General features: G+C 69.7%; 19 protein-coding genes. 6 read left to right on the top strand and 13 right to left on the bottom strand.

Going from position 1 to position 23,087, the window contains the following annotated elements; translation table 11 throughout:
• Positions 1 to 85 precede the first annotated feature (85 nt).
• Positions 86 to 2,002: an OmpA family protein gene (locus tag HUW62_RS08795; protein ID WP_240356570.1), complete on the top strand. Its 1,917-nt coding sequence runs from the start codon at positions 86 to 88 to the stop codon at positions 2,000 to 2,002.
• Between the two features lie 283 nt (positions 2,003 to 2,285).
• Here the strand turns inward: HUW62_RS08795 and HUW62_RS08800 are convergent, their stop codons facing one another.
• Both HUW62_RS08800 and HUW62_RS08805 read right to left on the bottom strand, forming a co-directional pair.
• Positions 2,286 to 2,795: a TlpA disulfide reductase family protein gene (locus tag HUW62_RS08800; protein ID WP_163867596.1), complete on the bottom strand. Its 510-nt coding sequence runs from the start codon at positions 2,793 to 2,795 to the stop codon at positions 2,286 to 2,288.
• Positions 2,796 to 2,857: 62 nt separating this feature from the next.
• Complete coding sequence (locus tag HUW62_RS08805; protein WP_163867408.1) at positions 2,858 to 3,934, bottom strand: CFI-box-CTERM domain-containing protein; 1,077 nt, start codon at positions 3,932 to 3,934, stop codon at positions 2,858 to 2,860.
• 95 nt (positions 3,935 to 4,029) lie between these two features.
• Here HUW62_RS08805 and HUW62_RS08810 point away from each other — a divergent pair, with 95 nt between their 5' ends.
• From HUW62_RS08810 to HUW62_RS08830, 5 genes are all read left to right on the top strand, one after another.
• Positions 4,030 to 4,320, top strand: a complete 291-nt coding sequence (locus tag HUW62_RS08810; protein ID WP_176434168.1) for a hypothetical protein — start codon at positions 4,030 to 4,032, stop codon at positions 4,318 to 4,320.
• Between the two features lie 87 nt (positions 4,321 to 4,407).
• The gene (locus HUW62_RS08815; RefSeq protein WP_163867406.1) at positions 4,408 to 5,667 is read left to right on the top strand and encodes a S1C family serine protease; all 1,260 of its coding nucleotides are present in this window, start codon (positions 4,408 to 4,410) and stop codon (positions 5,665 to 5,667) included.
• 145 nt (positions 5,668 to 5,812) lie between these two features.
• Positions 5,813 to 6,085, top strand: a complete 273-nt coding sequence (locus HUW62_RS08820) for a vegetative protein (RefSeq protein WP_163867405.1) — start codon at positions 5,813 to 5,815, stop codon at positions 6,083 to 6,085.
• Between the two features lie 322 nt (positions 6,086 to 6,407).
• The gene (locus tag HUW62_RS08825) at positions 6,408 to 6,998 is read left to right on the top strand and encodes a hypothetical protein (RefSeq protein ID WP_163867404.1); all 591 of its coding nucleotides are present in this window, start codon (positions 6,408 to 6,410) and stop codon (positions 6,996 to 6,998) included.
• A 77-nt stretch (positions 6,999 to 7,075) separates the two neighbouring features.
• Positions 7,076 to 8,035: a phosphoribosylaminoimidazolesuccinocarboxamide synthase gene (locus tag HUW62_RS08830; RefSeq protein WP_176434169.1), complete on the top strand. Its 960-nt coding sequence runs from the start codon at positions 7,076 to 7,078 to the stop codon at positions 8,033 to 8,035.
• Positions 8,036 to 8,059: 24 nt separating this feature from the next.
• On the opposite strand, the gene purB is transcribed toward HUW62_RS08830, so the two are convergent.
• From purB to HUW62_RS08885, 11 genes are all read right to left on the bottom strand, one after another.
• Positions 8,060 to 9,373 carry an adenylosuccinate lyase gene (gene purB / locus HUW62_RS08835; RefSeq protein ID WP_176434170.1) on the bottom strand — a complete coding sequence of 438 codons (1,314 nt, stop codon included), beginning with the start codon at positions 9,371 to 9,373 and terminating at the stop codon, positions 8,060 to 8,062.
• Positions 9,370 to 10,317 carry an ABC transporter substrate-binding protein gene (locus tag HUW62_RS08840; RefSeq protein WP_176434171.1) on the bottom strand — a complete coding sequence of 316 codons (948 nt, stop codon included), beginning with the start codon at positions 10,315 to 10,317 and terminating at the stop codon, positions 9,370 to 9,372. The genes purB and HUW62_RS08840 overlap by 4 nt, the downstream gene beginning before the upstream one ends.
• Positions 10,314 to 12,806, bottom strand: coding sequence for an SUMF1/EgtB/PvdO family nonheme iron enzyme (locus HUW62_RS08845; RefSeq protein ID WP_163867400.1), 2,493 nt, complete (start codon positions 12,804 to 12,806; stop codon positions 10,314 to 10,316). Before HUW62_RS08845 ends, HUW62_RS08840 begins: the two co-directional genes overlap by 4 nt.
• Before the next feature lie 115 nt (positions 12,807 to 12,921).
• Positions 12,922 to 13,377, bottom strand: a complete 456-nt coding sequence (dut, locus tag HUW62_RS08850) for a dUTP diphosphatase (protein ID WP_176434172.1) — start codon at positions 13,375 to 13,377, stop codon at positions 12,922 to 12,924.
• Positions 13,378 to 13,521: 144 nt separating this feature from the next.
• On the bottom strand, positions 13,522 to 14,532 hold the full coding sequence (locus HUW62_RS08855) for a M23 family metallopeptidase (protein ID WP_163867398.1): 1,011 nt from the start codon (positions 14,530 to 14,532) through the stop codon (positions 13,522 to 13,524).
• A gap of 8 nt (positions 14,533 to 14,540) precedes the next feature.
• Entirely contained in the window at positions 14,541 to 15,347 is an 807-nt protein-coding gene (locus HUW62_RS08860; protein WP_176434173.1) for a hypothetical protein, read from the bottom strand.
• A 163-nt stretch (positions 15,348 to 15,510) separates the two neighbouring features.
• On the bottom strand, positions 15,511 to 17,679 hold the full coding sequence (gene pnp, locus HUW62_RS08865) for a polyribonucleotide nucleotidyltransferase (protein ID WP_163867396.1): 2,169 nt from the start codon (positions 17,677 to 17,679) through the stop codon (positions 15,511 to 15,513).
• A gap of 378 nt (positions 17,680 to 18,057) precedes the next feature.
• Entirely contained in the window at positions 18,058 to 18,327 is a 270-nt protein-coding gene (gene rpsO / locus HUW62_RS08870; protein WP_141644273.1) for a 30S ribosomal protein S15, read from the bottom strand.
• 208 nt (positions 18,328 to 18,535) lie between these two features.
• A complete protein-coding gene (truB, locus tag HUW62_RS08875) occupies positions 18,536 to 19,411 on the bottom strand; it encodes a tRNA pseudouridine(55) synthase TruB (protein ID WP_163867395.1) in 876 nt (291 codons plus the stop codon).
• Between the two features lie 32 nt (positions 19,412 to 19,443).
• Positions 19,444 to 19,803: a 30S ribosome-binding factor RbfA gene (gene rbfA / locus HUW62_RS08880; protein ID WP_141644243.1), complete on the bottom strand. Its 360-nt coding sequence runs from the start codon at positions 19,801 to 19,803 to the stop codon at positions 19,444 to 19,446.
• A complete protein-coding gene (locus HUW62_RS08885) occupies positions 19,800 to 20,408 on the bottom strand; it encodes a DUF503 domain-containing protein (protein WP_176434174.1) in 609 nt (202 codons plus the stop codon). Before HUW62_RS08885 ends, rbfA begins: the two co-directional genes overlap by 4 nt.
• Positions 20,409 to 23,087: the final 2,679 nt, after the last annotated feature.

A 23,087-nucleotide genomic window follows, 5' to 3' on the forward strand; every position in this document is an offset into this window, starting at 1 on the left:
ATGAGCTGCCATCATGCGAGGCACCAGCTCCGGCCACTCTCCACGGTGGCGGCCCCTGAGCGGTTCCGCCGTACGACTCGTCCTGATGGGCCTGGTGTTGGCCTCGGCGGCGGTCCACGCGGAACACGACCCCTTCTCCCGAGGCTTCGACGCCGTTCCGGTCAAGCCCACGCCCGCGCAGAACAGCGGCATCGCGCTGGAGGGCACGACGAACAACGAGCCCGTCGGCAGCTTCCGCGGTGCGCTGCTCTTCGACTTCAACTGGCGCATCCTCGCCCTGAAGGATGGTGAGGAGAAGCTGGGCGACCTGCTGCCGTACCGGCTCGACGCCCACCTGCTGTTCGCCTACCAGCTCCACGAGCGGTTGGAGGTGGGCATCGACCTGCCCTTCACGCTCATCCAGGGCGACAACTTCCACCTCCTGGGTGAAGTGCTGAACGCCCCGAACTTCCCGGGCGCCGCCGGGGTGAGCCGCACCACGCTGGGCGACCTCCGACTGGTGCCGCGCGTCCACCTGCTGGACCGCGAGAAGTTCCCCGTGGGCCTGTCGCTCATCGCCGAGGTCCGCGCGCCCACGGGTTCAGCGGACAGCTTCACGGGCGAGCGGGGCTTCGTCTTCGCGCCGCGCCTCGCGGTGGAGCAGCGCTTCGAGGTCCTGCCCATCCCCATCCGGGTGGTGGGCAACGCGGGCGTGAAGCTGCGCAAGCATGCGCAGTACCTGAACCTCCTGGTGGACGACGAGCTGACGCTTGGCGCTGGCGTCATCGGCGAGCTGCCCAACATGGGGCGCTTCACGGACGTGCAGGCCACGGCGGAGATGCACCTGGGCACGCCGCTGGTGCGCCCCTTCAACTTCGACCAGTCCGACTCGCTGAAGACGCCGTGGGAGCTGCTCGTCGGCGCTCGCGCGAAAATCTGGGGCAACTGGGGGCTGGAGCTGAACGTGGGCCGCGGCCTCAACATCTCCAGTGGCTACGGACGTGAGGCCCTGCGCGTCATGTTCGGGTTGCGCTACGACGAGCGCTTCCAGGACTCGGATGGCGACAACGTGCCCGACGTGAGGGACCGCTGCCCCAACGAGGCCGAGGACAAGGACGGCTTCCAGGACAGCGACGGCTGCCCCGACCCGGACAACGACGGCGACGGCGTGGTGGACGGCGAGGACAGCTGCCCCGACGTGAAGGGACTCAAGGAGCGCAAGGGCTGCCCCGAGGTGGACACCGACGGCGACGGCATCACCGACGAGTTCGACAAGTGCCCGGACAAGCCCGGCCCCAAGGACTACGACGGCTGCCCGGACACGGACGGCGACGAGGTGCCCGACAACGAGGACGACTGCCCCGAGCAGTTCGGACCGCCGGAGAACAACGGCTGCCCGTTCGACTCGCCGCCGTACGTGTTCGTCGAGTCGGACCGCATCCGCATCAAGGGCAACGTGCTCTTCGAGACAGGCTCCGCCGTCATCCAGAAGCGCTCGTATCCGCTGTTGGACGAGGTGGCGACGGTGCTCCGGAAGAACCCCACGCTGGGTCCGGTGCTCATCGAAGGCCACACGGACAACAAGGGCTCGCGGCAGCTCAACATGGGCTTGTCCGACAAGCGCGCGCGCTCGGTGCTCGAGTACCTGGTGTCCAAGGGCATCGACCGCAAGCGCCTGACCTCCGCGGGCTTCGGCTTCGACAGGCCCATCGCCACCAACGACACCGCGCTGGGTCGCGCGAAGAACCGCCGCGTCGACTTCAAGCTCGTGCGCTCCGAGGTAGAGACCGAGGGCCGGGAGACCGTCGTCCCGGCGGGACAGCAGCCTCCCGCGGGCACGACGACGCCCACGGCGAAGCCTCCGGCCACGGATGCCAAGCCGGCGACGACGCCCGCCACACCGGCTCCCGCCGCGAAGCCTCCGGCCACCGACGCCAAGTCGGCGACGACGACGGCTCCCACCGCGAAGCCTCCGGCCACGGATGCCAAGCCGGCGACGACGCCCCCCACGCCCGGCAAGTAGCAGGGCCACGCACCGACGAGAACCCAGGCGCCCTTGTCCCACGAGGACATCGGCGCCTTTCTCGTGCGCGCCGTCGGTTCTCGATGAGGAATGAGGCGCGGCGGTCCCCGAGGACATCGGGCCTCGCGCAGGCGAACTCGTCGGGCAAGGGCCCGGCAACGGGCTCCACGTCAGATGAAGCAGCAGGGCCTGGCAGACCTTGAGCCCGGCGTCCGGCCAACACTCCACTCAGCAGCCTCGTGACGGTGACGGTGTCACTCCGTCACGACGGGCGCGAGCACCACTACTGCTTCAGCGCCCGCTCGATGCGACGGCGCAGGGCATCCTCGGACAGGGCGCCTCGCTGCGCGTCCGTCACCTTGCCCTCGCGGTCCAGGAAGTAGAGCGTCGGCAGCGCGCTGACCTGGAAGGCCTGCGCCATGTCGTCCCCGGCGTACACCACGTAGGGCTTCAGGTCCGGCAGGTTGTTCCGCATGAAGTTGTCCACCAGCTTGGGCGCCATGTCCCCGTCATCCCGACTGGCCGCCAGGAAGACGAGCCCCTGGGACTCGTACTCCTTCGCCAGCTTCACCAGCGCGGGCATCTCCTCGCGACACGGCGGACACCACGTCGCCCAGAAGTCCAGCATCACCACCTGGCCTCGGAGGTCCTCCAGCTTCAGCACCCCACCCTCGTGGCGCTGGAGCTCGAACGAGGGCGTGGCCGCGCCATCCGGAACCAGCTGCGAGCGCCGGGCCTCCAGCACCCCCAGGTACACCACGCCCGCCATCCCCAATCCGGCGATCAGGGCCATGAACAGCTTCGTCCCGCCACCTGTCGGCTTCGCGGGCGGCGGCGCGCCGATTCCTTCCTGCGTCACGAGTATCCACTCCTGGTCAGGCGGTCATGCACCTGACGCAACACCCAGCGCACTCCGCTCCGGGCCACCGGTCTCCGCGACACCCACCGCGCCACGTCCGGCCCCCAGCGATAGTAGCTCCGGATGAACCCCCGCCCGAGCGGGCTCTTCCGCAGGACGTCGTCCCGGTACGCGCGGAAGGCCACCAGCTCCGGCGCGCCCTCGCCAAACGCCACCGTCGCCACGAAGCACGACGACGCGGGGCTCACCCACATGAGCCGCTGGTTGGTGAGGTTCACCACCACCTTCAGCTCCCGCGCCTCCGTGTAGAGGAACGCGAGCAAATCCCTGCGCGCGGCGGGGAACTCCTGCCCGCCTGCTTCCTCGAACTCGATGCGCGAGGAGTTGGTGGTGCCCACCTCGTCCACCGTGAAGAAGTAGCGCTTCGAGCTGCGGCGGACCTCCACCTCCAGCCCTCGAAGCTCACCGAAGTACGCCAGGAACGGCGTGCCGCACACCGGGCAGACGAAGCGGTTGTACGCGTGGCTCGTCAGGAAGGCGTAGTCGCCCACGCGCTTGCAGCCCGTGTTGGGACACACGAGCTTCACGCTCGCCTGCGGCGCGGGCCGGGGGTCGAACCGCGAGCCTCCCGACGGCTTGTCGAACACGGGCGGAGGACGCGGCGGCGCCGTCACCAGGTGCCGCGTCGGATGCGCGGCCCGCTCCAGCTCCAGCGCGCGTCGCCAGGCCGTCTCGGCCGCCTCCAGCCGCCCGCTCGCGGTGTGGCACAGCGCCTCGCCATGCGCGAGCAACGCGGCCACCAGCTTCTCCAGCGCGGGCGCCATCGACGGGTCCCTGCCCGCCGCCAGCGCCTCCGCCAGCACCCGCTCCATCTCCGGCAGCAACGCCTGCGCCGCCTGACGTGAAGGGTCCTCGGCGCGGCGATACACCGGCGGCTCGGGAATCCGACTGAACAACGACGAGGCGGCGGCCCGGACGCGCTCCACCACCGCGTCTCCACGCCCCACGTCCATCTGTGCCGCCCTGGCTCGGGCGGCCTGAAAGAGCTCTTCGGGCTGCAAGCCGGCGGACATTAAGTGCCCGAGGTCCCCCTGTCAGTGCGGATCACATCCACGCGGTCGGAAACTCGCCACCCACTCCTGCCCGATGTAAGAAGACGTAGGAGGCTGTGAGCATGGGAGCTTTGAAGTTCATCGTCTGGACGGTCTGCGCGGTGGGGCTCGGCATCTTCCTGTCGTCGGGAGAGGTGGACGGCCGCACGCCCCTGCAGCACATGGAGAAGGCCTGGAAGCGCGCCGTGAAGCCCGACGCCATGGACCGCGTGAAGGACGGGCTGGAGGACGCGTACGAGGACGCGAAGGGCGCTGTCTCCCGCACGACGGACGCCCCCGCCCCGCGCGAGCGCATCAGCGCGGAGGACCGGGCAGCGGTCAACCGCATCATCGCGCAGAAGAAGTAGCCTGGCCGACAGGTCCGCTTCCGCGACAGGTCTCCCCTCCCTAGGTTGCGTGGGTGGTCGGGTGGTCGGTCGGGGCGGAGGCGGGGCATGGGCAGGGCTCCTTTCATCAAGAGTGTCGTCATCCTCACGGCGCTGGTGTGCGCGCTGGCGACCCCAGCGCAGGCCGCCGGACGCGGTCGCGGACGTCTGTGGCTCGAGGCCCAGAACCGTTCGCTGGACAACCAGCGGGCCACGCTGAGCGACGTGGCTCGCAAGGCGATGCCGTCGGTCGTCTCCATCACCACCCGGCAGATGACGGAGGAAGCCGCGGTGTCGGGCGAGGAGCCGCAGAAGGGCATCGGCTCCGGCTTCATCATCCACGCCGACGGCTACATCCTCACCAGCGCCCACGTGGTGGAGGGCGCGTCGGAGGTGGTCGTCTCGGTGATGCACCCTCGCGGCTACGCGGAGGAGTACGTCGCGCGCGTGGTGGGCGAGGACGCGCGCACCGACTGCGCCCTCCTGAAGATTGAGGCCCCGCGCCGGCTTCCGGTGCTGCGGCTGGCGTCCGCGTCACACGTGCGCTCGGCGGACTGGATTGTCGTCATCGGCAACCCGTTCGGCCTGTCGCACTCCGTGACGGTGGGCGTGGTCAGCTACATGGGCCGCACCGACGTGACGCCCAATGGCCGCGACGGTGACTTCGACTACATGCAGATGGACGCGTCCATCAACCCGGGCAACTCCGGCGGCCCCGTGCTCGACTTGCATGGCGACGTGGTGGCGGTGGCCAACGCCGTCAACGTGGCGGGCCAGGGCATCGGCTTCGCCATTCCCATCGACATCGCGAAGACGGTGATTCCGCAGCTGCGGGCCCACGGGCGCGTGCGCCGGGGCTGGCTGGGCATCAGCGTGCAGGACTACTCGCCCGAGGTCGCCGAGGCCTTCAACCTGGGCCACGGCCAGGGCGTGGTGGTGACGGAGGTGGTGGAGGGAGGCCCGGGCGAGCGCGCGGGGCTGCACCACGGCGATGTCATCATCGGGCTCGACACGCGGCGCGTGCGGCGGGCTCACACCCTGCGCTGGCAGGTGGCGGCCCGTGGCGTGGGCCATGATGTGCGGCTGCGCATCCACCGGCTGGGCAAGCCGATGCGGCTCAAGGTCCGGCTGGAGGAGATGCCGAGCGAGGAAGCTCCCGCCCCCACCCTCGCCTCCTCCCGGCGGCAAGGGCGGCGGCCGACCCGGGGCCAGTCCTCCGTGCTGGACGACCTGCTGTCGCCCGTTCCCAGGGCGAAGACGCTCCCACCCACGGCCCCGGAAGCGGAGCCCGCCGGCCCGGGTTCCGAGGACGGCGCTCCGGCGCCTTGACACCCGCGCGGACACCGGTCTTCCGGCGTCTCCTTGCGTTCGGGTGGCATGGGCGCTAGACAGTGCGCCTTTTTCGTACCCGGCGGATGGTCCACGTGCTCGTGGCGCCGAGGTACCCGTATCGTTTCGCAGGAGAGGTTCCACAATGGCCGAGGCCACCCCGACGACCCAGAAGAAGCTCACCCACTGGCCCCGCACCGCCAAGGGCAGCGGCAAGAAGGCGTGCACCGTGGAGGGCTGCAAGCGCCCCTACCGCGCCAAGAGCTACTGCTTCTTCCATTTCAAGCAGTGGCGCCAGGGCGACCTGCCCCACTCGCGCTACCGCACCTGCTCCAAGGACGGTTGCCGCACCAAGACGTTCAAGGCCGGCCTGTGCGAGAAGCACCACGGCGAGACGTACAAGAAGGACGCGGCTTAAGTTTCCGCCGTCGTTCTCGCAGCGGCGCCGGGGTCTTCTCTCCTCCCTGACTGAATCTCCAGGGAGAGGTGCCCCGCGCCACCGCGAGACCTGGTTGCTGGAAGGCCGTGAGCTCTTGCTCCGCCTCGCGCCGGGTCTGGCTCCACCCGTTTCAACCATCCGCTCCAGCGCGTCGAGTCAGGTGAGAGACGGGGTGCCAACCACGCACACTCCCGGGTCCACGGGCGCGTCCGGGGAGGAACGTCGGGGAGTTGCTCCCCAGGACGCATGCCTCCGAGTTTAGCTGGTTGATCCTGGTGCAGATCGGTATATTCCCGCGCGTATGCGTCGCTGGCTCCCTGGGTTGCTCCTCTCGCTCGTCTCCGTGCTCACCGCTTGTGGCGGTGCGGGCACGCCCGTGCGCGCGACCATGAGTGCCCGTCAGGCGCTGTCGCATCCGCCAGAGTTCCTGGAGTTCGAGTCCCCCGCGACGCGCCTCGAGATGTTCCGCGAGGTGGCCCGTCAGTCGGACCTGGAGGCCGGGCAGGCGGCGCAGGCGCTGGTGCTCTTCCCCATCAGCCAGCACGGTGAGCTGCTCGCCGCGCCCGGCTTCGACTCGCGCATGGACCTGTTCCAGGCGCCTGACGCGGGCAAGGCCATCGAGCTGGTGCTGGAGGCCCGCGCCGCGGAGCGCTGGCCGGAAGACCGGCGGGAGAGCCTGCAGGGGCTGTCCGAGCGTGAGGCGGCGGAGCTGGTGGCCCGCACGCTGCTGGCGCACTGGGGCATCCAGCCGGAGAGCGCGGTCCAGGTGGACCGGGCGTCCGGCGCTCCGTATGCGGTCGCCTACGTGGACGGCATCCTGCGCGTCAACCCGGCGTTCCTCTACCTGGCGGCGTCCTACGGTCCTGCTTCCATGCCGGCCACGCTCCAGTAGAGTCCCGCGCCTCAGCAACAGGCCCACCCTTCTCTCGCCGTGCCCCACTTTCCAGGGGGGCGGGCCGCGAGGCGCCAGTGAATACCTCCGCTCTTCACGCTCAGCTTCCCCATACGCTCCAGCAGACGAATCTGCCGGCGCTCGGTCAGCACTACCGCGGCAAGGTCCGTGACACGTACCGGAGCGGCGACACGCTCGTCCTGGTGACGACGGACCGGCTCTCCGCGTTCGACCACGTGCTCACCACCATCCCCTTCAAGGGCGAGGTGCTCAACCGGCTCGCCGCCTTCTGGTTCGAGCGCACGAAGCACATCTGCCCCAACCACGTGCTCGACGTGCCGGACGCCAACGTCACCGTGGCGCGCGCCTGCCAGCCCTTCACGGTGGAGGTGGTGATTCGCGGCTACCTGACGGGCAGCCTGTGGCGCGACTACGAAAAGGGCACGCACACCGCCTACGGCCTGCCCTTCCCCGCGGGCCTCCGCAAGGACGCGGCCTTCCCCGAGCCCATCATCACCCCGTCCACCAAGGCGGAGTACGGGCTGCACGACGAGCCGATCTCAGAGAAGGAGATTCTCGCGAAGGGCCTCGCCAGCGCACGCGACTGGGCGCGCATCACCGAGGCGGCGCGCGGCCTGTTCGCCGAGGGCCAGAAGTGGGCGCGCACGCGCGGCCTCATCCTCGTCGATACCAAGTACGAGTTCGGCAAGGTGGGCGACGACATCTACGTCATCGACGAGATGCACACCCCGGACTCCAGCCGCTACTGGGTGGCGGACGAGTACGAGGCCCGCTTCGCCAAGGGCGAGGACCAGCGCATGCTGGACAAGGAGAACATCCGCCAGTGGCTCATCCGCGAGCGGAACTTCTCCGGCCAGGGCACGCCCCCGCCCATCCCCGATGACGTCCGCGTGGAGCTGGCCACCAAGTACGTGGCCGCCTTCGAGCAGATTACGGGGACGACGCTCGCGCTCGAGCCGGGAGACGTGCACGCGCGAATCGAACAGAACCTCCGCCAGAAGGGCTACCTGAAGTAGCCCTCCCAGCAGGACGGCGGGGCGCTACTCGCTCCGGCCGAAGACGCGGCGGAAGACGTCGTCCATGTGCCGCGTGTGGTAGCCCGGGGAGAAGCAGTCGTTGATCTCCTCGGGCGTCATCATCTTGCGCAGGTCCTCGTCCGCGAGCAGCGCCTGCCGGAAGTCCACGCCCTCCTCGTAGAGCTTCATCGCGTTGCGCTGGACGATGACGTAGGCGGCCTGTCGGTCCATGCCCTTGCGCGCCAGCTCCAGCAGGAGCCGCTGCGAGTTCACCACGCCGCCGAGCAGGTCCAGGTTCTTCTTCATCTGCTCCGGGTAGACGCGCAGGTCCTCCATCAGCCGGGCGAAGCGCATCAGCATGAAGTCCGCGAGGACGGTGGCGTCCGGGCCGATGACGCGCTCCACGGAGGAGTGGGAGATGTCCCGCTCGTGCCACAGCGCCACGTCCTCCATGGCGCTCACCGCGTAGCCGCGCAACAGGCGCGCCAGGCCCGTGAGGTTCTCCGAGAGGATGGGGTTGCGCTTGTGCGGCATCGCGCTGGAGCCCTTCTGCCCGGCGGTGAAGGGCTCCTCCACCTCGCGCACCTCGGTGCGCTGCAGATGGCGGATCTCCACCGCGAACTTCTCGATGCTGGAGCCCAGCAGCGCCAGCGAGGTGAAGTACTCCGCGTGCCTGTCACGCTGCACCACCTGACTGGAGGCGGGCGCGGCCTTCAGGCCCAGCTTCTTGCAGACGTGCTCCTCCACGGCCGGAGGCAGGTGCGCGAAGGTTCCCACCGCGCCGGAAATCATGCCCGTGGCGATGGTCTCCCGCGCGTGCAGGAGCCGCGTGCGAGCACGGCGGAGCTCGTCGTACCAGATGGCCAGCTTGTGGCCGAACGTCACCGGCTCCGCGTGGATGCCGTGGCTGCGGCCCATCTGGAGCGTGTGCTTGTGCTCGAAGGCGCGCTTCTCCACCGCCGCCATCACCCGCTCCAAATCCTGGAGGATGAGGTCCACGGCGTCGCGCAGCGTCATCGCCAGGGACGTGTCCAGCACGTCCGAGGACGTCATGCCCAGGTGCAGCCAGCGCGCGCTGGGGCCCACGCGCTCCTCCATGAAGGTGAGGAAGGCGATGACGTCGTGCTTGGTGGTGCGCTCGATTTCGTCGATGCGCGCGGCGTCCTCGAGCGTGAAGTCTCCGGCCTTCTGGAGGCAGTCCTCCAGCGCCTCTCGCGGGGCCAGTCCCGCCTCCACCATGCCCTCCAGCGCGGCGAGCTCCACGTCGCGCCACCGGCGCAAGCGGGCCACGTCGTTCCAGAGGTTGGACATCTCCTGTCGGCTGTATCGGGGAATCACTCGTAGACCTTCACGGCAAAGTCCTTCCGCGCCGCGAACCGGAGCAGCTCCAGCACGGACTCGGAGGACGGGCCCAACTTCCGGGCGGTGGTGAGATTGATGGACAGGTCCAACCCCTCCGGCTGCGCCACCGCCAGCGCGCCCGGGTCGACCTTCTCGTGGATGATGCGGTTGGCCAGCCGGCCCGCTTGCAGGCCAATGGCCATGGGGCTGGGGGACAGCGCCAGCGACGCGCCCTCCTTCACCTGGCTCGGCGTGAGCGCCACCAGCGGCAGCCGCTTCGACTGCGCGAAGGCGATGAGTTCCTGCACCACGGCGGCGTTGCCCACCGTCTTGTCCGCCACCATCAGCAGCGCGTCCACGCGGCCAGCGGCGCCCTCCAGCACCTTGCCCACCTTGCCGGGCGAGTCCACCTCCAGCGGGAGGATGGACAGGCTCCGGGACCCGGCGGACGTCTGCGCCTGCGTCACCGTGCCGGCGGAGAAGCGCGGGTCATGCACCATGCCCACGCGTCGGGTCTTGGGCGCCACCGCGAGCAGCGCCTCCAGCTCCGGGCCCAAGTCACTGGTGAGGGAGATGCCGGTGACGTTGGGGCCCTCCAGGCCGTACTTCTCGAAGTACGGCACCATGGCGAAGAGGACGGGCACGTCCTCGCCCAGCGAGCGGCGCGCGGCGTTGGCGGCCAGTGGCCCGAGCGCCAGCACCAGCGCGGGCTTCTGGGCCGCCAGCTTCTTGAAGATGCGCGCGGCGGTGGCGGGACTCTCGTCCAGCGTCATCTCCTGCACCTCCGCGCGGGCCTCCGCGGCGAAGCCGGCGATGACGGAGGCATAGGGCGCCAGGTTGGCGGACTTCACCGCCACCACGCGCGGACGGGTGGCGCCTTGAGCCCCCACGGCCCCTGGCACCACCAGCAAGAGCAGGAGCGCGAGGGCCCGCCAGCTCATGGCTTCACGCTCGCGCAGCAACGGAAGCCCACGGAGAGCGAGGTCTTCTCCCGAGCGCTGAAGACCCTCGCGCTGCACCTCGATGCGAGCTGCGGGTCGTTGAACGAGCCGCCCTTCTGCACGGCGCCCCGATTGGGAATCACGGTGCTCGTCCACTCCGCCACGTTTCCGGAGAGGTCCGACACGCCGTAACCCCGTGACACGCATTGAGAGAAGGCCCCCGAGGGAGCGACCGCGGGAGGGGTCTCCTGCATGGAGACCTTCGTGTTGCACATGCCCGGAACGTACTCGTCGCCGTAGGCGTAGCGCGCGTTGCCCGGTCCCTTGCATGCCTTCTCCCACTCATCGGCCGTGCAGAGCCGCTTCTCCGCGGCCTCACACAGCCCTCGCGCCTGCTCCCAGGTCACTTCCACCCGAGGGGCGCCGCCCTTCTTCCTCGAGCCCGAGTACTCGAACTCATCCACGCAGAAAGAGCCCACCTGGATGTTCTCGTACTCGGGCTCATCCACCTGCGCCTCGCTGTCGTCCCGGGCCCTTCCACGTCGGAAAGACCCACCGCTCACCAGTCGCATTCCCTCCGGGCACTCTCCCGCCAGCGCGACGAGCGGAGGAGCATTGGCTTCCGGCACCACCGGGCGAGCGGACGGCCCTCCCAGGGGAACCACCGGCGCGGTCCGCTGGGTCGACCGCAGGTGGCGCAAGAGCAGGTAACCGCCACCGGCGCCCAGCGTGAGCCCTCCCACCGTCAGCACCACCATCCAGATGAACGCCGAGCGGCGACGCGAGGACGAGGACTTCGACGGACGCGTGGACCGCTGGGTGGGAGCGATGCGCGGCGCCGAGCGCGCCGCCGAGGTGATGGGCGAGTCCACCGTGCGAGGACCCGACAGCGCCGGAGAGGACTCCAGCGTGCGCGCCGTGCGGATGGCCGGCACCGGCACGGCGGGCGCGGCGTCCAGCGTGCGTGCCAGGGGGCGCGGCCCGGAGGACGCGGGGGAGGACTCCAGCCCGCGCGCCGACCGCGGCCCTGAATCGGAAGGAGCGGGCTCTTGTCCCGCCGAGTCTAGTCCCTTGGCCTTGGGCGACGGGCGCGGCGGGGCGGCGGGCGCCGGACCCGAGGGACGCGGCGCGGGCGCGCCACCCCGGGCGGCGACAGGCTCGGGAGGCAGGCGCCCACCGTGAGCGGGCTCGGCGGCGCCCCTGGCGGAGCGTCCACCCTGCGACGACTCGGAAGCGGAGCGCCCGCTCTGCGGAGCGTCCATGGCGGCCCGCGCGGCGGACGCGGTGATGAATGGCAGCGCCTGCTCGGTGAGGTGCTGGGACGAGCCAGGGTTCGCGCCGATGATGGCGGCCAGCGTCGCCGCGTCGAGCGGCTGCGTCGCGTCCGGCGGAGGAGGCTCCTCCTCGACGTGCGCGGCGGGCTTCGGCGACGTCACGATGCCGGTGGGGACGGGCATCATGTCCGTGGGCACCGGAGGCGGTGGACGCGCGGACATCCGCACCGCGGCCGCCTGCGCCGAGCCCACGGGCGGAGGCACCGAGCGCACGTGCGTGGCGACCGCCGCGGGGGCACGCGCGAGGATGCTGGCGAACTCCGCGTGCAGCTCGCCCGCCGTCTTTGGCCGGGCCAGCGGGTTGATGTTGAGCGCGCGCCGGTAGAGCGCCTCGAAGGACGTGGGCAGGTCCGGGTGCAGCGACGTGAGGCCGGGCACCACGCCGTCGGACGGCACCAGTCCCGTGAGCATCTCCCCCATCACCACGCCCAGCGAGTACACGTCCATCCGCGTGTCCAGCTCACCGCCCGCGACATACTCGGGAGCGACGTAGACATCCGCGCGGTGCCCCTTCTGCGCCTGGACGAAGGGAAGCTGCGGCACGGCGAGCCCGAGCCCGTAGTCCGTCACCTTCAGCAGGTCCGGCAGGACGATGACGTTCTCCGGCTTGAGGTCGGAGTGCGGACCGAAGCGATGGGCCGCGTCCAGCGCCGCCGCCATCTGCGCCAGCAGGGGCTCCACGTCCTTGAGCGAGAAGAGCTGCCCGCGCGAGGCGCGCTGCTCCATCATCCGCCGCAGCGTCATGCCCTCCAGCAACTGCATGGTGAAGAAGGGGCGCTCACCGTCGAGCCCTTCTTCGTAGACGCGCAGCAGGTTGGGGTGGTTGAGCTTCTTGCCCACCCGCATGGAGAACGCGAACTGGGTGCGCTCCTCGGGCTGCTGGACGAGGCGCGGGTGCACCGTCTTCAGGGCGACCTCGACGTCGATCTCCTCGTCCTGGGCGCGGAAGACGAAGCCCATGGGGCCGGAGCCCACCACCTCTTGGATGGCGTAGCGACCAGCGACGACGTCCCCCGCCTTGTAGGGGGCGCCTTCCAGGCCACGCTTGCGGACGACACCGGCCGATTGTCGCGCGGCCGCGTCGTACTTCATCCCGCAGGTGGGACAGGTGTCGGTCGTCTCGGGGACGTGGCTGCCGCAGCGGTAGCAGAGCAAAGCAGTCGGACTCCTGGGGCCGGTCGAAGGCGGACCGCGAGCGGGGGATGCGGTCCGGCCTCATATTCTGCACGCTCCCCTGTCATCAAGGAACGATGCCGTCGGCTTCCCTTTGCTAACGGCCGGTGGAACCGAAGCCGCTCCCCCCCCGTGACGTGACGTCGAGGACGTCGACCTCTTCCAGCCTGGCGGACGTCACCGGCGCCACCACCAGCTGCGCCACCCGGTCGCCCCGACGCAGCGTGAAGGGTTCGCTGGAGAGGTTGACGAGGATGACCTGCACCTCCCCCCGGTAGTCCGCATCCACCGTCCCAGGTGAGTTGAGCAGGGTGATTCCGTGGCGCAGCGCCAGCCCCGAGCGAGGCCGCACCTGCCCCTCGTACCCTGGGGGCAACCCCAGCGCGAGGCCCGTGGGCACCGCCAGCCTCGCCAGCGGCGCGAGCACCTGCTCCCCTTCGATATCCGCTCTCAAATCCAGCCCGGCGGCGAGCTCCGTCTCGTAGCGGGGAAGCGGCAAGGGCTCCGGATGGGCACGCACGCGGCGCACCTGCACGGTGAGGGACGAGGCCATGGCGCGGATGTACCACAGCCCTGCCCCGTCTCCAGTTCGCGCGCCGACGTCACGGGTTGTCCGCGAAAACGACGACAGCCCAGGGAAGCCGAGAGGCGCTGGAACGCGCTCCAGCCTCGAAGCCCGGCGTCGGGAGCCGGCCGCTCAGGGTGCGCTGTCGTGGGACACGGCTCGAACGGAGGCGCGGAACTTGAGCGGGTCCATGGGTCGGGAGGCCAGCTCCAACTGATAGTGGAGATGAGGCCCCGTGGAGCGACCGGTGTTGCCAGAGCGAGAGATGAGCTGCCCGCGCGTCACCCGCTCCCCCACCCGCACCAGCAGCTCCGAGTTGTGGCAGTACGCCGTCGTCACGCCCCGGCCATGGTCCAGCACCAGGACGCGGCCATTCACCGCGTCCTCGCTCGCACGCCGCACCACGCCCTCCGCCACGGCCGACACCGCCGTCCCCGTGGGCACGCTCAGGTCCACGCCCGTGTGCATCCGCCGCATGCCCAGCACGGGGTGGTACCGCTCGCCGAACGGGCTCGACACCCGCGCGCTCTCAGACACGGGCCACGCGAGCCCGAAGGCGGTGGACAACGCCAGCGCCTGAGCCGCGCCCACCGAGGCCGTCTCGAAGCCGGGAGGAAGCTGCCGGTTGAGCGCCTCCAGCGTCGGCACCCCGCCTTCGGCCACCACGCGTTCCTGGGCGTAGCGCGCGGGGACGCGGCCGACGAAGAGGGCCGTGAGTCGAGCCTCCTCTCGAGGGAAGTCTCCCTCCAGCGCGGCGTGGAGCCTGCGCGCGGCGATGGGCCCCTCCACGGGGTCCAACAGCCGGTCCAGGGGAATCCCCAGTTCCTGGGCCAGCGCCGCGGAGGGCTCCCGCGCACGCGCATCCAGGCCCTTCAAGGCGAGGTGCGTGCCCCAGGCCAGCGACTCCGCATCCGTCAGCGGCCGCACCAGGGACACCTCGGGCGCCAGCATGGGCGCGGCGAGCGAGGTGCCCGTCATGCCATCGTAGTACGCCAGCAACGGCCTTGCGGTGCTCTTCGTGGAGAAGGCCCAGGCGGAGGCCTTGCGCACCAGCGCGCCCGCGGGCGTGTGGTGGTACGCCGTCCACACGCACAGCACCGCCATGCAGAAGTCCAGCAGTCCCCTGGCGCGGCTCGCGAACATGGCGGTCCTCAGCGCAGGAAGGAGAGGAGTGGAGTGGCGTCCAGCACGGCGGCCAGTGCCAGGGGCACCACCACCGCGCATCCCAAGAGGCCCCGGGTGAAGGCCCGTCTGCCGCGCTCCTGAGCGCAGGCCGCGTCCGCGTGCTGGAGGTTGCGCAGCACCGCGCGCCACCCGAGCGTGGCCAGCACGCCCACCAGTGCCCCCAGCGCCAGGCCCCTGGCGACCCAGTCCGAGACCTGGTCCCCCATCAGCTCACGCCACGACAGGTACACCGTGCCCTGCATCAGCTTCGCCACCGTGCACGCGCCGGCCACCACCACCGCGGCGGTGGACAGGGGCCGGAGCCAGCGCATGGGCGTGGGCTGGCGCAGACAGCGTCGCCACAGCGCGCGCCATGAGGGCTTCTCCGCCGGGCCCTCCAGCGCCGCGCGCCACGACTCGGCGGGCTTCACCGCGGCCGACTTCGCCTCGCGGTAGCCCAGGGCCGGCAGCGCCAGCACCAGGTCCGCGGCCAGCTCCCAGGTCAGCGCCAGGATGCGAGCGATGCGCGTGCGCAGCTCCAGCGACACCCACTCCACCATGGGCGCCGTCACGTCGTAGCGCCCCACCAGGCCATCGAAGGCCGCGTCCACGCGGTCCACCACCGCCACCAGCCGGTCGTCCAGCGTGTCCGCCGCCGCGTGCACGCCCACCGCCACCAGGGCGAGAAGGCCCAGGGGCATGAAGGCCCACCGGAAGGAGCCCAGCAGACGCGAGACGTCGGTGATGAAGCCGGTGGAAGGCTGTGGCGTGGCGGACGGCGGACGGGGCGGCAACGGGGCCTCCGGAAGGCGGGGCTCGTGCCTCCAACGCACGGCCCCCACCCCCAGGTCTAAGCCAGTGCCGTCCCAAACGAAAACACCCCCTCCCGCGCGGTGGCGGAAGGGGGCGTTGGCACGACTCCGAGCCTCACGAGGAGGCTCGGACGCGAGGCGTCAATCAGGCCTTCGCGTCGGGCTGGGTGGCCTCGGGGGCCGGCTGTGCGGCGACAGCGTCAGCGGCACCCTGCTGGGTCGCCGCGCGCTCCGCCATCGCCTCCTTGCGCGACAGGCGAATCTTGCCCGTCTTGTCGATGCTGACCACCTTCACCAGCACCTCGTCGCCCTCCCTCAGCACGTCGGAGACGCTCTTGACGCGCTTGTCGGACAGCTCGGAGATGTGGATGAGGCCGTCGGTGCCCGGGAACAGCTCCACGAAGGCGCCGAACTCGGCGATCTTCCGCACGGTGCCCGTGTAGATCTTCCCGATTTCCGCCTCGCGGGTCAGCGCCTGAATCATCGCGATGGCGGCCTTCACGGCCTCGCCGTTCGCGCTGGCGATGTCCACCCGGCCGGAGTCCTCGATGTTAATCGCCGCGCCCGTGCGAGCGATGATGTCCTTGATGACCTTGCCGCCCGGCCCGATGACGTTCTTGATGAACTCGGGGCGAATCTGGATGGTGGTGATGCGGGGCGCGTACTGGCTGATTTCCTTGCGGGGCTGCGCCAGCGTCTTGAGCATCTCGCCCAGGATGTGGATGCGGCCCTGACGCGCCTGCTCCAGCGCGCGGCTCATGATCTCCGTGGTGAGACCGGTGATCTTGATGTCCATCTGGATGGAGGTGATGCCCTTGCTGGTGCCGCACACCTTGAAGTCCATGTCGCCCAGGTGGTCCTCGTCACCGAGGATGTCGGACAGGATGGCGATCTTCTCGCCCTCCTTCACCAGGCCCATGGCGATGCCGGCCACCGGCGACTTGATGGGGACACCCGCGTCCATCAGCGCCAGCGTGCCACCGCACACGGAGGCCATGGAGGAGGAGCCGTTGGACTCGAGGATGTCCGACACGAGGCGAACCGTGTACGGGAAGGACTCGCTCTTCGGCACCATGTTGCGCAGCGCGCGCTCCGCCAGCGCTCCGTGGCCGATTTCACGACGGCCCGGGCCGCGCAGCGGCTTGGTCTCGTTCACGCTGAACGGGGGGAAGTTGTAGTGCAGCATGAAGCGCTTGAAGGACATGCCTCCCAGCATCTCCAGCCGCTGCTCGTCATCGCTGGTGCCCAGCGTGGCCACCACGAGCGCCTGCGTCTCGCCGCGGGTGAACACGGCGCTGCCGTGGGTGCGCGGGAGCACGCCCACTTCGTTCGTAATCGAGCGAACCACGTCGTGACCGCGGTCGCCGATGCGGCCGCCGTTGACCGTCATCTCGCGCATGTGCTCGTACTTGAGGTCTTCCACCACCTGCTTGGCGTGCTTCTCCACCAGCGGGGAGTAGGCCTCCGCGAGCTGCTCCTTGAGCTTCGCGATGGTCTCCTTCTTCGTCTTGGAGAGCGAATCGTAGCGGGCGCCCTTCTCCTTGATGGCGTAGCCGGCCTTGATGCCGTCCATCGCCAGCTCGCGCACCTTGGAGCGCAGGCCCTCGTCCACGGTGGCCGGCTTGTCGAACGAGCGGACCTGCTTGTTCAGCTCGCGGCGCAGCTCGTCCTGCAGGTCCAGCGCGGGCTGGGCGGCCTGGAAGCCGAAGTCCAGCGCGGCGACCATGTCCGCCTCGGACACCTCTTCCGCGCCGCCTTCCACCATGACGATGGCCTTGCGGCTGACCGCCATGACCAGGTCGAGGTCGCTCTGCTCACGCTGCTTCGCGGTGGGGTTGGCCACCAGCTGACCGCCCACGCGGCCCACGCGAATGCCTGCGAGGGGACCGTCGAACGGGATGTCCGACACCCACAGCGCCGCGGAGGCGCCGGTGATGCCGTGCACGTCGCCCTCGTTCTCCGGGTCCGCGGAGATGACGCTGGCGATGACCTGCGTCTCGTACGCGTAGCCTTCCGGGAACAGGGGACGCAGGGAGCGGTCCACCACGCGGGAGGCCAGCGTCTCCTTCTCCGTCAGCCGGCCCTCGCGCTTGAAGTAGCTGCCGGGGATGCGGCCCGCCGAGTACAGCTTCTCCTGGTACTCCACCGTCAGCGGCAGGAAGTCGATGTCCTTCTTCTCGCGCGCGCTTACCGCCGTCACGAGCAGCATGGTGTCGCCGTAGCGCACCACCACGGAGCCATCCGCCTGCTTGGCCAGACGACCCACTTCAATGCTCAGCTCGCTCTCGCCAATCTTGACGCTCTTCTTCAGCATGTCCTTGCCTCGGTATTCTTCGGGCGAGGACCCCACCGCACGCACCTGGCCCGCAAGGGACCTGGCACCCCGGGAGGGCCCTCGGGGTGTATGAGCGGTCGCCAAGGCCCGAAACAGGCACATGACAGGCAACCGCCAGCCTGTACTGCGGAAGGGCGCTTGCGGAGCGCCGGAGGGATGTCTCGGAACTTTTGATCCCTGATCGCACCGGCCGACACCGTGTCAGCCGGTCCGAACGGAAACCAAAACCTCCGTCGGCACCACTCCCTTGCCCGCCACCACCCACCGCTTCTCAACTGCTCTTCGTCCTGCCAATTCCCTGCGTCTGAAACGCGCGGGGCGCTGGTTGAACCAGCGCCCCGGGTCCTACCGAGATGCCTACTTGCGGATGCCGAGGCTCTCGATGAGCTTCTTGTAGCGGGTGACGTCCTTCGACTTCAGGTAGTCCAGAAGCCGGCGACGCTGACCGACCAGCTTCAGCAGACCGCGGCGGGAGTGGTGGTCCTTCTTGTGCGTCTTGAAGTGCTCGGTGAGCTGGTTGATGCGCTCGGACAGCAGCGCCACCTGCACTTCAGGGGACCCGGTGTCCGTCTCGTGGGTCCTGAACTTCGTCACCAACTCCGACTTGCGCTCCTGATGCAGCGACATGTGATTCTGTCCTTCGTACCCCGCTCCGGAGTGATTCCACTTGAGTCGCCCAGGTCCGCGGAGGGGTACAGACCGGGTCTCATGCTCCACTTCTAACGAGCGGGGGGCTTATAAGCTTCACCCTACCCAGGGTCAACCTTGGACGCCTGCCCGTGCGCCTCACGAGAGGTGGAGCGTGTGAAGACGCACAGCCAGGGGGCAGCCGGGCCTAGACGAGCACTCGCAGGTAGCGCAGCCGTCCACCCACGCCCTCCGCCACCGCCAGCAGTGCCCCGTCCGGGCCCGTCACGCGCAGCCGGCCCGGACGCAACGAGGAGGGAGCCACCTCCACCGGCACGCCGTGGGACACCCGCTTGGCGTCTTCCGCCCCCACCCGCACCTCGGGCAGGTCGACCAGGGCCTCGGCGATGGGCACCAGCCGCGAGGCCAGCGTCCCGTCCTTCAACAGGGCCGGCACGTCCGCGAGCGGCAGCGCCCGAGCCAGCACGAAGGGGCCGCTGGCCGTGCGCCGCAGCGCCTCCAGGTGGGCCCCGCAGCCCAACACCCGACCCAGGTCGAAGGCCAGGGTGCGAACGAAGAAGCCCTTGGAGCAGCGCACGGACAGGTGGAGGCGGTCCGCGGAGAAGTCCCGCAGCACCAGCTCGTACACCGTCACGTGACGGGCGGCGCGCTCCACTTCCTCGCCAGCGCGGGCCAGCTCGTACAGTCGCTTCCCGGCCACCTTCACCGCCGAATACATGGGCGGCACCTGGTCGAAGCTTCCTCGGAAGCGCGCCAGCGCGGCTTCCAGGAGTGCGGGCGTCAGCGCGGGCACCTCCCCACGCGCCGTCACCTGCCCCTGTGCGTCCTGGGTGTCCGTCTCCGCGCCCAGGCGCACCGTGGCGTCGTAGGCCTTGTCGCCCTCGGTGATGAAGCCGGCCACCTTGGTGGCCTCTCCCAGACACAGGGGCAGCACTCCGGTGGCCATGGGGTCCAACGTCCCCGTATGACCCACCTTCTTGATTCTCAACAGCGAGCGCACCTGTCGCACCACGTCGAAGGACGTGGGGCCAGAGGGCTTATCGATGACGAGGACGCCGTCCATGTCGCGCCAATCTTGTGGGCCCGGGGCTGGAACTACCAGCCTTCCTTGCTCCGGACCTCGCGAAGCAGACGGTCGATCTTGTCCCCCTCGCCCACGGACTCGTCGAACGAGAAGAAGATCTCCGGCGAGACGCGCAGGTTGACGGCGGACGTCACGTGGCGGCGCACGAAGCCCTTGGCCGCCTCCAGCCCCTTCTGCGTGTCCGAGCGCTCCTCGGCCGTGCCAATCATCGAGTAGAAGACACGGGCCACGCGGAGGTCCGGGGAGACCTTCACCCCGGTAATCGTGATGTAGCCGATGCGCGGGTCTCTCAGCTCGCCCCGGGTCAGCAGGTCGCCGATGGCCACCTGGATTTCCTGCCCCACTCGCTCGGGTCGGGAATGCGTCGTCATTTCTTCTCCCAGTCTCGCGGGTTGCGCAGGGAGCGGGCTCGAACCCGCGCCTCGTCCAGCGTCATCCGTCCACCGCCCGACGGTGACGGGCGGCCCGTACCGGGGTCGCCGTCGTTGTCGCCGTCATGACGGCGCTCCCACTCACCCAACCCCTCGGCCTCCGCCAGGGAGGCCCGCTCGCCCCGCAGGAAGCGAGCAATGGCCGCCTCCGACTGGGCCGCCGCCGCTTCCGGCGACAGCGGTGCTTCGTCCTCGTCGTCCAGGGCGGACTGCTCGGCCCCGGCACCCGCCGTACCGCCGGCGGCGAAGAGCTGATCTCCAAAGGCGAAGATCTCCGTCTCCCGCGCCATCAGCGGGGCGACGTACATCTCCTCGATGAAGTGGATGACCTTCTCCAGTTGCTCGTCCACGTGGCGGCGGTCATTTCCCACCACCGAGAGGGCGAGCGAGGCCTTCTGCCAGAGGTCCTGGTCGTCCACCTCGGCCACGGCCACGTTGAAGCGAGCCTTCACCCGGTCCGTCACCCGGCGCAACACCTGTCGCTTGGACTTCAGCGACCCGCTGTCCGGAATCTGGAGGGTGAGACGTGCGACACCTACGAACATGCCAATCCCCCGACCCCGGGGGACCTGGCGACTGCGCGAGGCCCCCAGGGCGAAACCTCCCCGGGAAGGTGGGGCCTTCCCGGGGGCGAGAGGACACGCGGCCGAAGACTAGGTGAGGCTCTGCCGGGTCTCTTCGATCTCGTAGGCCTCGATGATGTCGCCGGCCTTGAGGTCGTTGAAGTTCTCGATGCCGATACCGCACTCGAAGCCCTGAGCGACCTCCTTGACGTCGTCCTTGAAGCGCCGCAGCGACGCCATCTTCCCGGCGAACAGCTGCTTGTTCTCGCGGATGAGGCGAACGATGGCGCCTCGCTTCATCACACCGTCCAACACCGCCGCGCCGGCGATGGTGCCCAGGCGAGGAACGTTGAAGGTGCTGCGGACCTCCGCGCGGCCCAGCTTCTTCTCCGTGCGGATGGGCTCCAGCAGGCCCTCCATCTCCAAGCGCACCCCGTCGATGAGCTCGTAGATGATGGTGTAGCTCTGCAGGTTGACTTCCTGAGCCTTGGCCGCGGCCTCCGCACCCGACTCCGGGTGGACGTTGAAGCCGAGCACCACGCCCTTGGAGGCGGCCGCCCGCATCACGTCGCCCTCGGTGATGGCGCCCACACCGGAGTGGACGACCTCCACCTTGACCTTGTGGGTGGAGAGCTTCTGGACGGCCTGCTTGACGGCCTCGGCCGAGCCCTGCACGTCCGCCTTGATGACGACGCGCAGTTCCTTGGGACCGCCGCCCGCCTTCGTCTTGGCGAACAGCTGCTCCAGGGACTCACGGCTGACCTTGCCGAGCTCGGTCTGCCGCTCCTTCATGTTGCGGTGCTCGGCGATCTGCTTGGCCGCCTTCTCGTCCGCCACCACGTTGATGGCGTCACCCGCGCTGGGGACACCGGACAGGCCGATGACCTCCGCGCAGTAGCCCGGCTTGACTTCCTTCACCATCTCGCCGCGGCTGTTGTTCATCGCGCGGACCCGGCCGTAGTGCGAGCCGGTGACGACGGCGTCGCCCAGCTTGAGCGTGCCTTCCTGCACCAGCACCGTGGCGACCGGGCCACGGCCGCGGTCCAGCTTGGCCTCGATGATGGCGCCGACCGACGGGCGGTTCGGGTTGGACGTGAGCTCGAGGACCTCGGCCTGCAGCGCCAGGTTCTCCAGCAGCAGGTCCAGGTTCTGCTTCGTCTTGGCCGAGACGGGAACCATGATGGTGTCGCCGCCCCACTCTTCCGGGACGAGCTCGTGGGCGGCCAGGTCCTTCTTCACGCGGTCCGGGTTGGCGCCGGGCACGTCCATCTTGTTGATGGCGACGACGATGGGGACTTCCGCCGCCTTCGCGTGCTTGATGGCCTCCACCGTCTGCGGCATCACGCCGTCGTCGGCGGCCACCACCAGCACCACGATGTCCGTCACGTTGGCGCCGCGGGCGCGCATGGACGTGAAGGCCTCGTGGCCCGGTGTATCCAGGAAGGTGACGTCACCCCGCGCGGTGGTGATGCTGTACGCGCCGATGTGCTGGGTGATGCCGCCCGCCTCGCCCGACGCCACATTGGCGCTGCGGATGGCGTCCAGCAAGCTCGTCTTGCCGTGGTCGACGTGGCCCATGATGGTGACGACCGGCGGACGAGGACGCTCGTCCTCGGGACGGGCCTCCACCTCGGGCAGGTAGTCCTCCACCTCGAAGCCCACGCGCTCGATCTTCCAGCCGTAGTCGGCGGCGATGGTCTCCGCCGTGTCGGCGTCCACCAGCTGGTTGGCCGTGGCCATCTTCCCCTGCGCCATCAGCTTCTTGATGAGCTCCGCGCTGCGGATACCCATGCGCTGGCCCAGGTCGGACACCGAGATGCCCTCCTGCAGCTTGATGACCTTCTTCTCCTCGGCCATCTGGGTGATCTGCGTCTTGGCGCCCTTCTTCGTGGGCTTCTTCTTCTTGCCACGGATGGGGATGGTGACGCGGCCCCAGACCATGTCCGTCAGTTCCTGCTTGGACACGCTGGTCGTATCGCCACTGGTGCGCTTGCGCTGGCCCCGCTCCTTGTTCTTGGAGACGTCCACCAGCTCGCGGCCCCGGCCCAGATGGTCCGGAACCACCTTGTACTCACGGCGCTCGGGGATGCCCGCGCGACCCGGCGCCATGGGGTACTGCTTCGCCTGGCCGGCCGTGGGGGTGACGCGGCGCACCTGGATGAGCGGGCGCGAGATGACGACGGCCTGCGTGGCCGTGGGACGCGCCTGACCACCCGTCGGAGACACCTGGGCGTGAGGAACGCCGCCCACCATGATGGTGGGACCCTGCGGCGCGGGAGCGCCACCGGCCACGCCCTGCGCTCCAGGAGCGGAGCTGGGACGCACCGGCCCCTGGCCGGGACGCGCGCTCTGGCTCTGGTACGTCGGATAGCTGGGACGACCGCCCGGACCACCGGGACGCCCACCCGGACCGCCCGGACCACCGGGACGTCCGCCAGGACCACCCGGGCCACCCGGACGACCACCGCCCGGGGGACCGCTCCGCTGCCCATAGCCCGGCGCGGGGCCCCGAGACACGACGGTCGCGGACGAAGACGGCGGGGAAGACGTCCGGACAGTCGGCGGAACCGGCGAGCGCGGAGGGGGTTGGGGCAAGTGGGTACTCTCCTGAGAAGGGGATCGTCTGTCTCTTATACACCTCTGACGCTGCCGACGACTAAA

Origin of the sequence: Myxococcus sp. AM011 (assembly GCF_013372595.1) — a bacterium.
Classification (GTDB): Bacteria; Myxococcota; Myxococcia; order Myxococcales; family Myxococcaceae; genus Myxococcus; species Myxococcus eversor.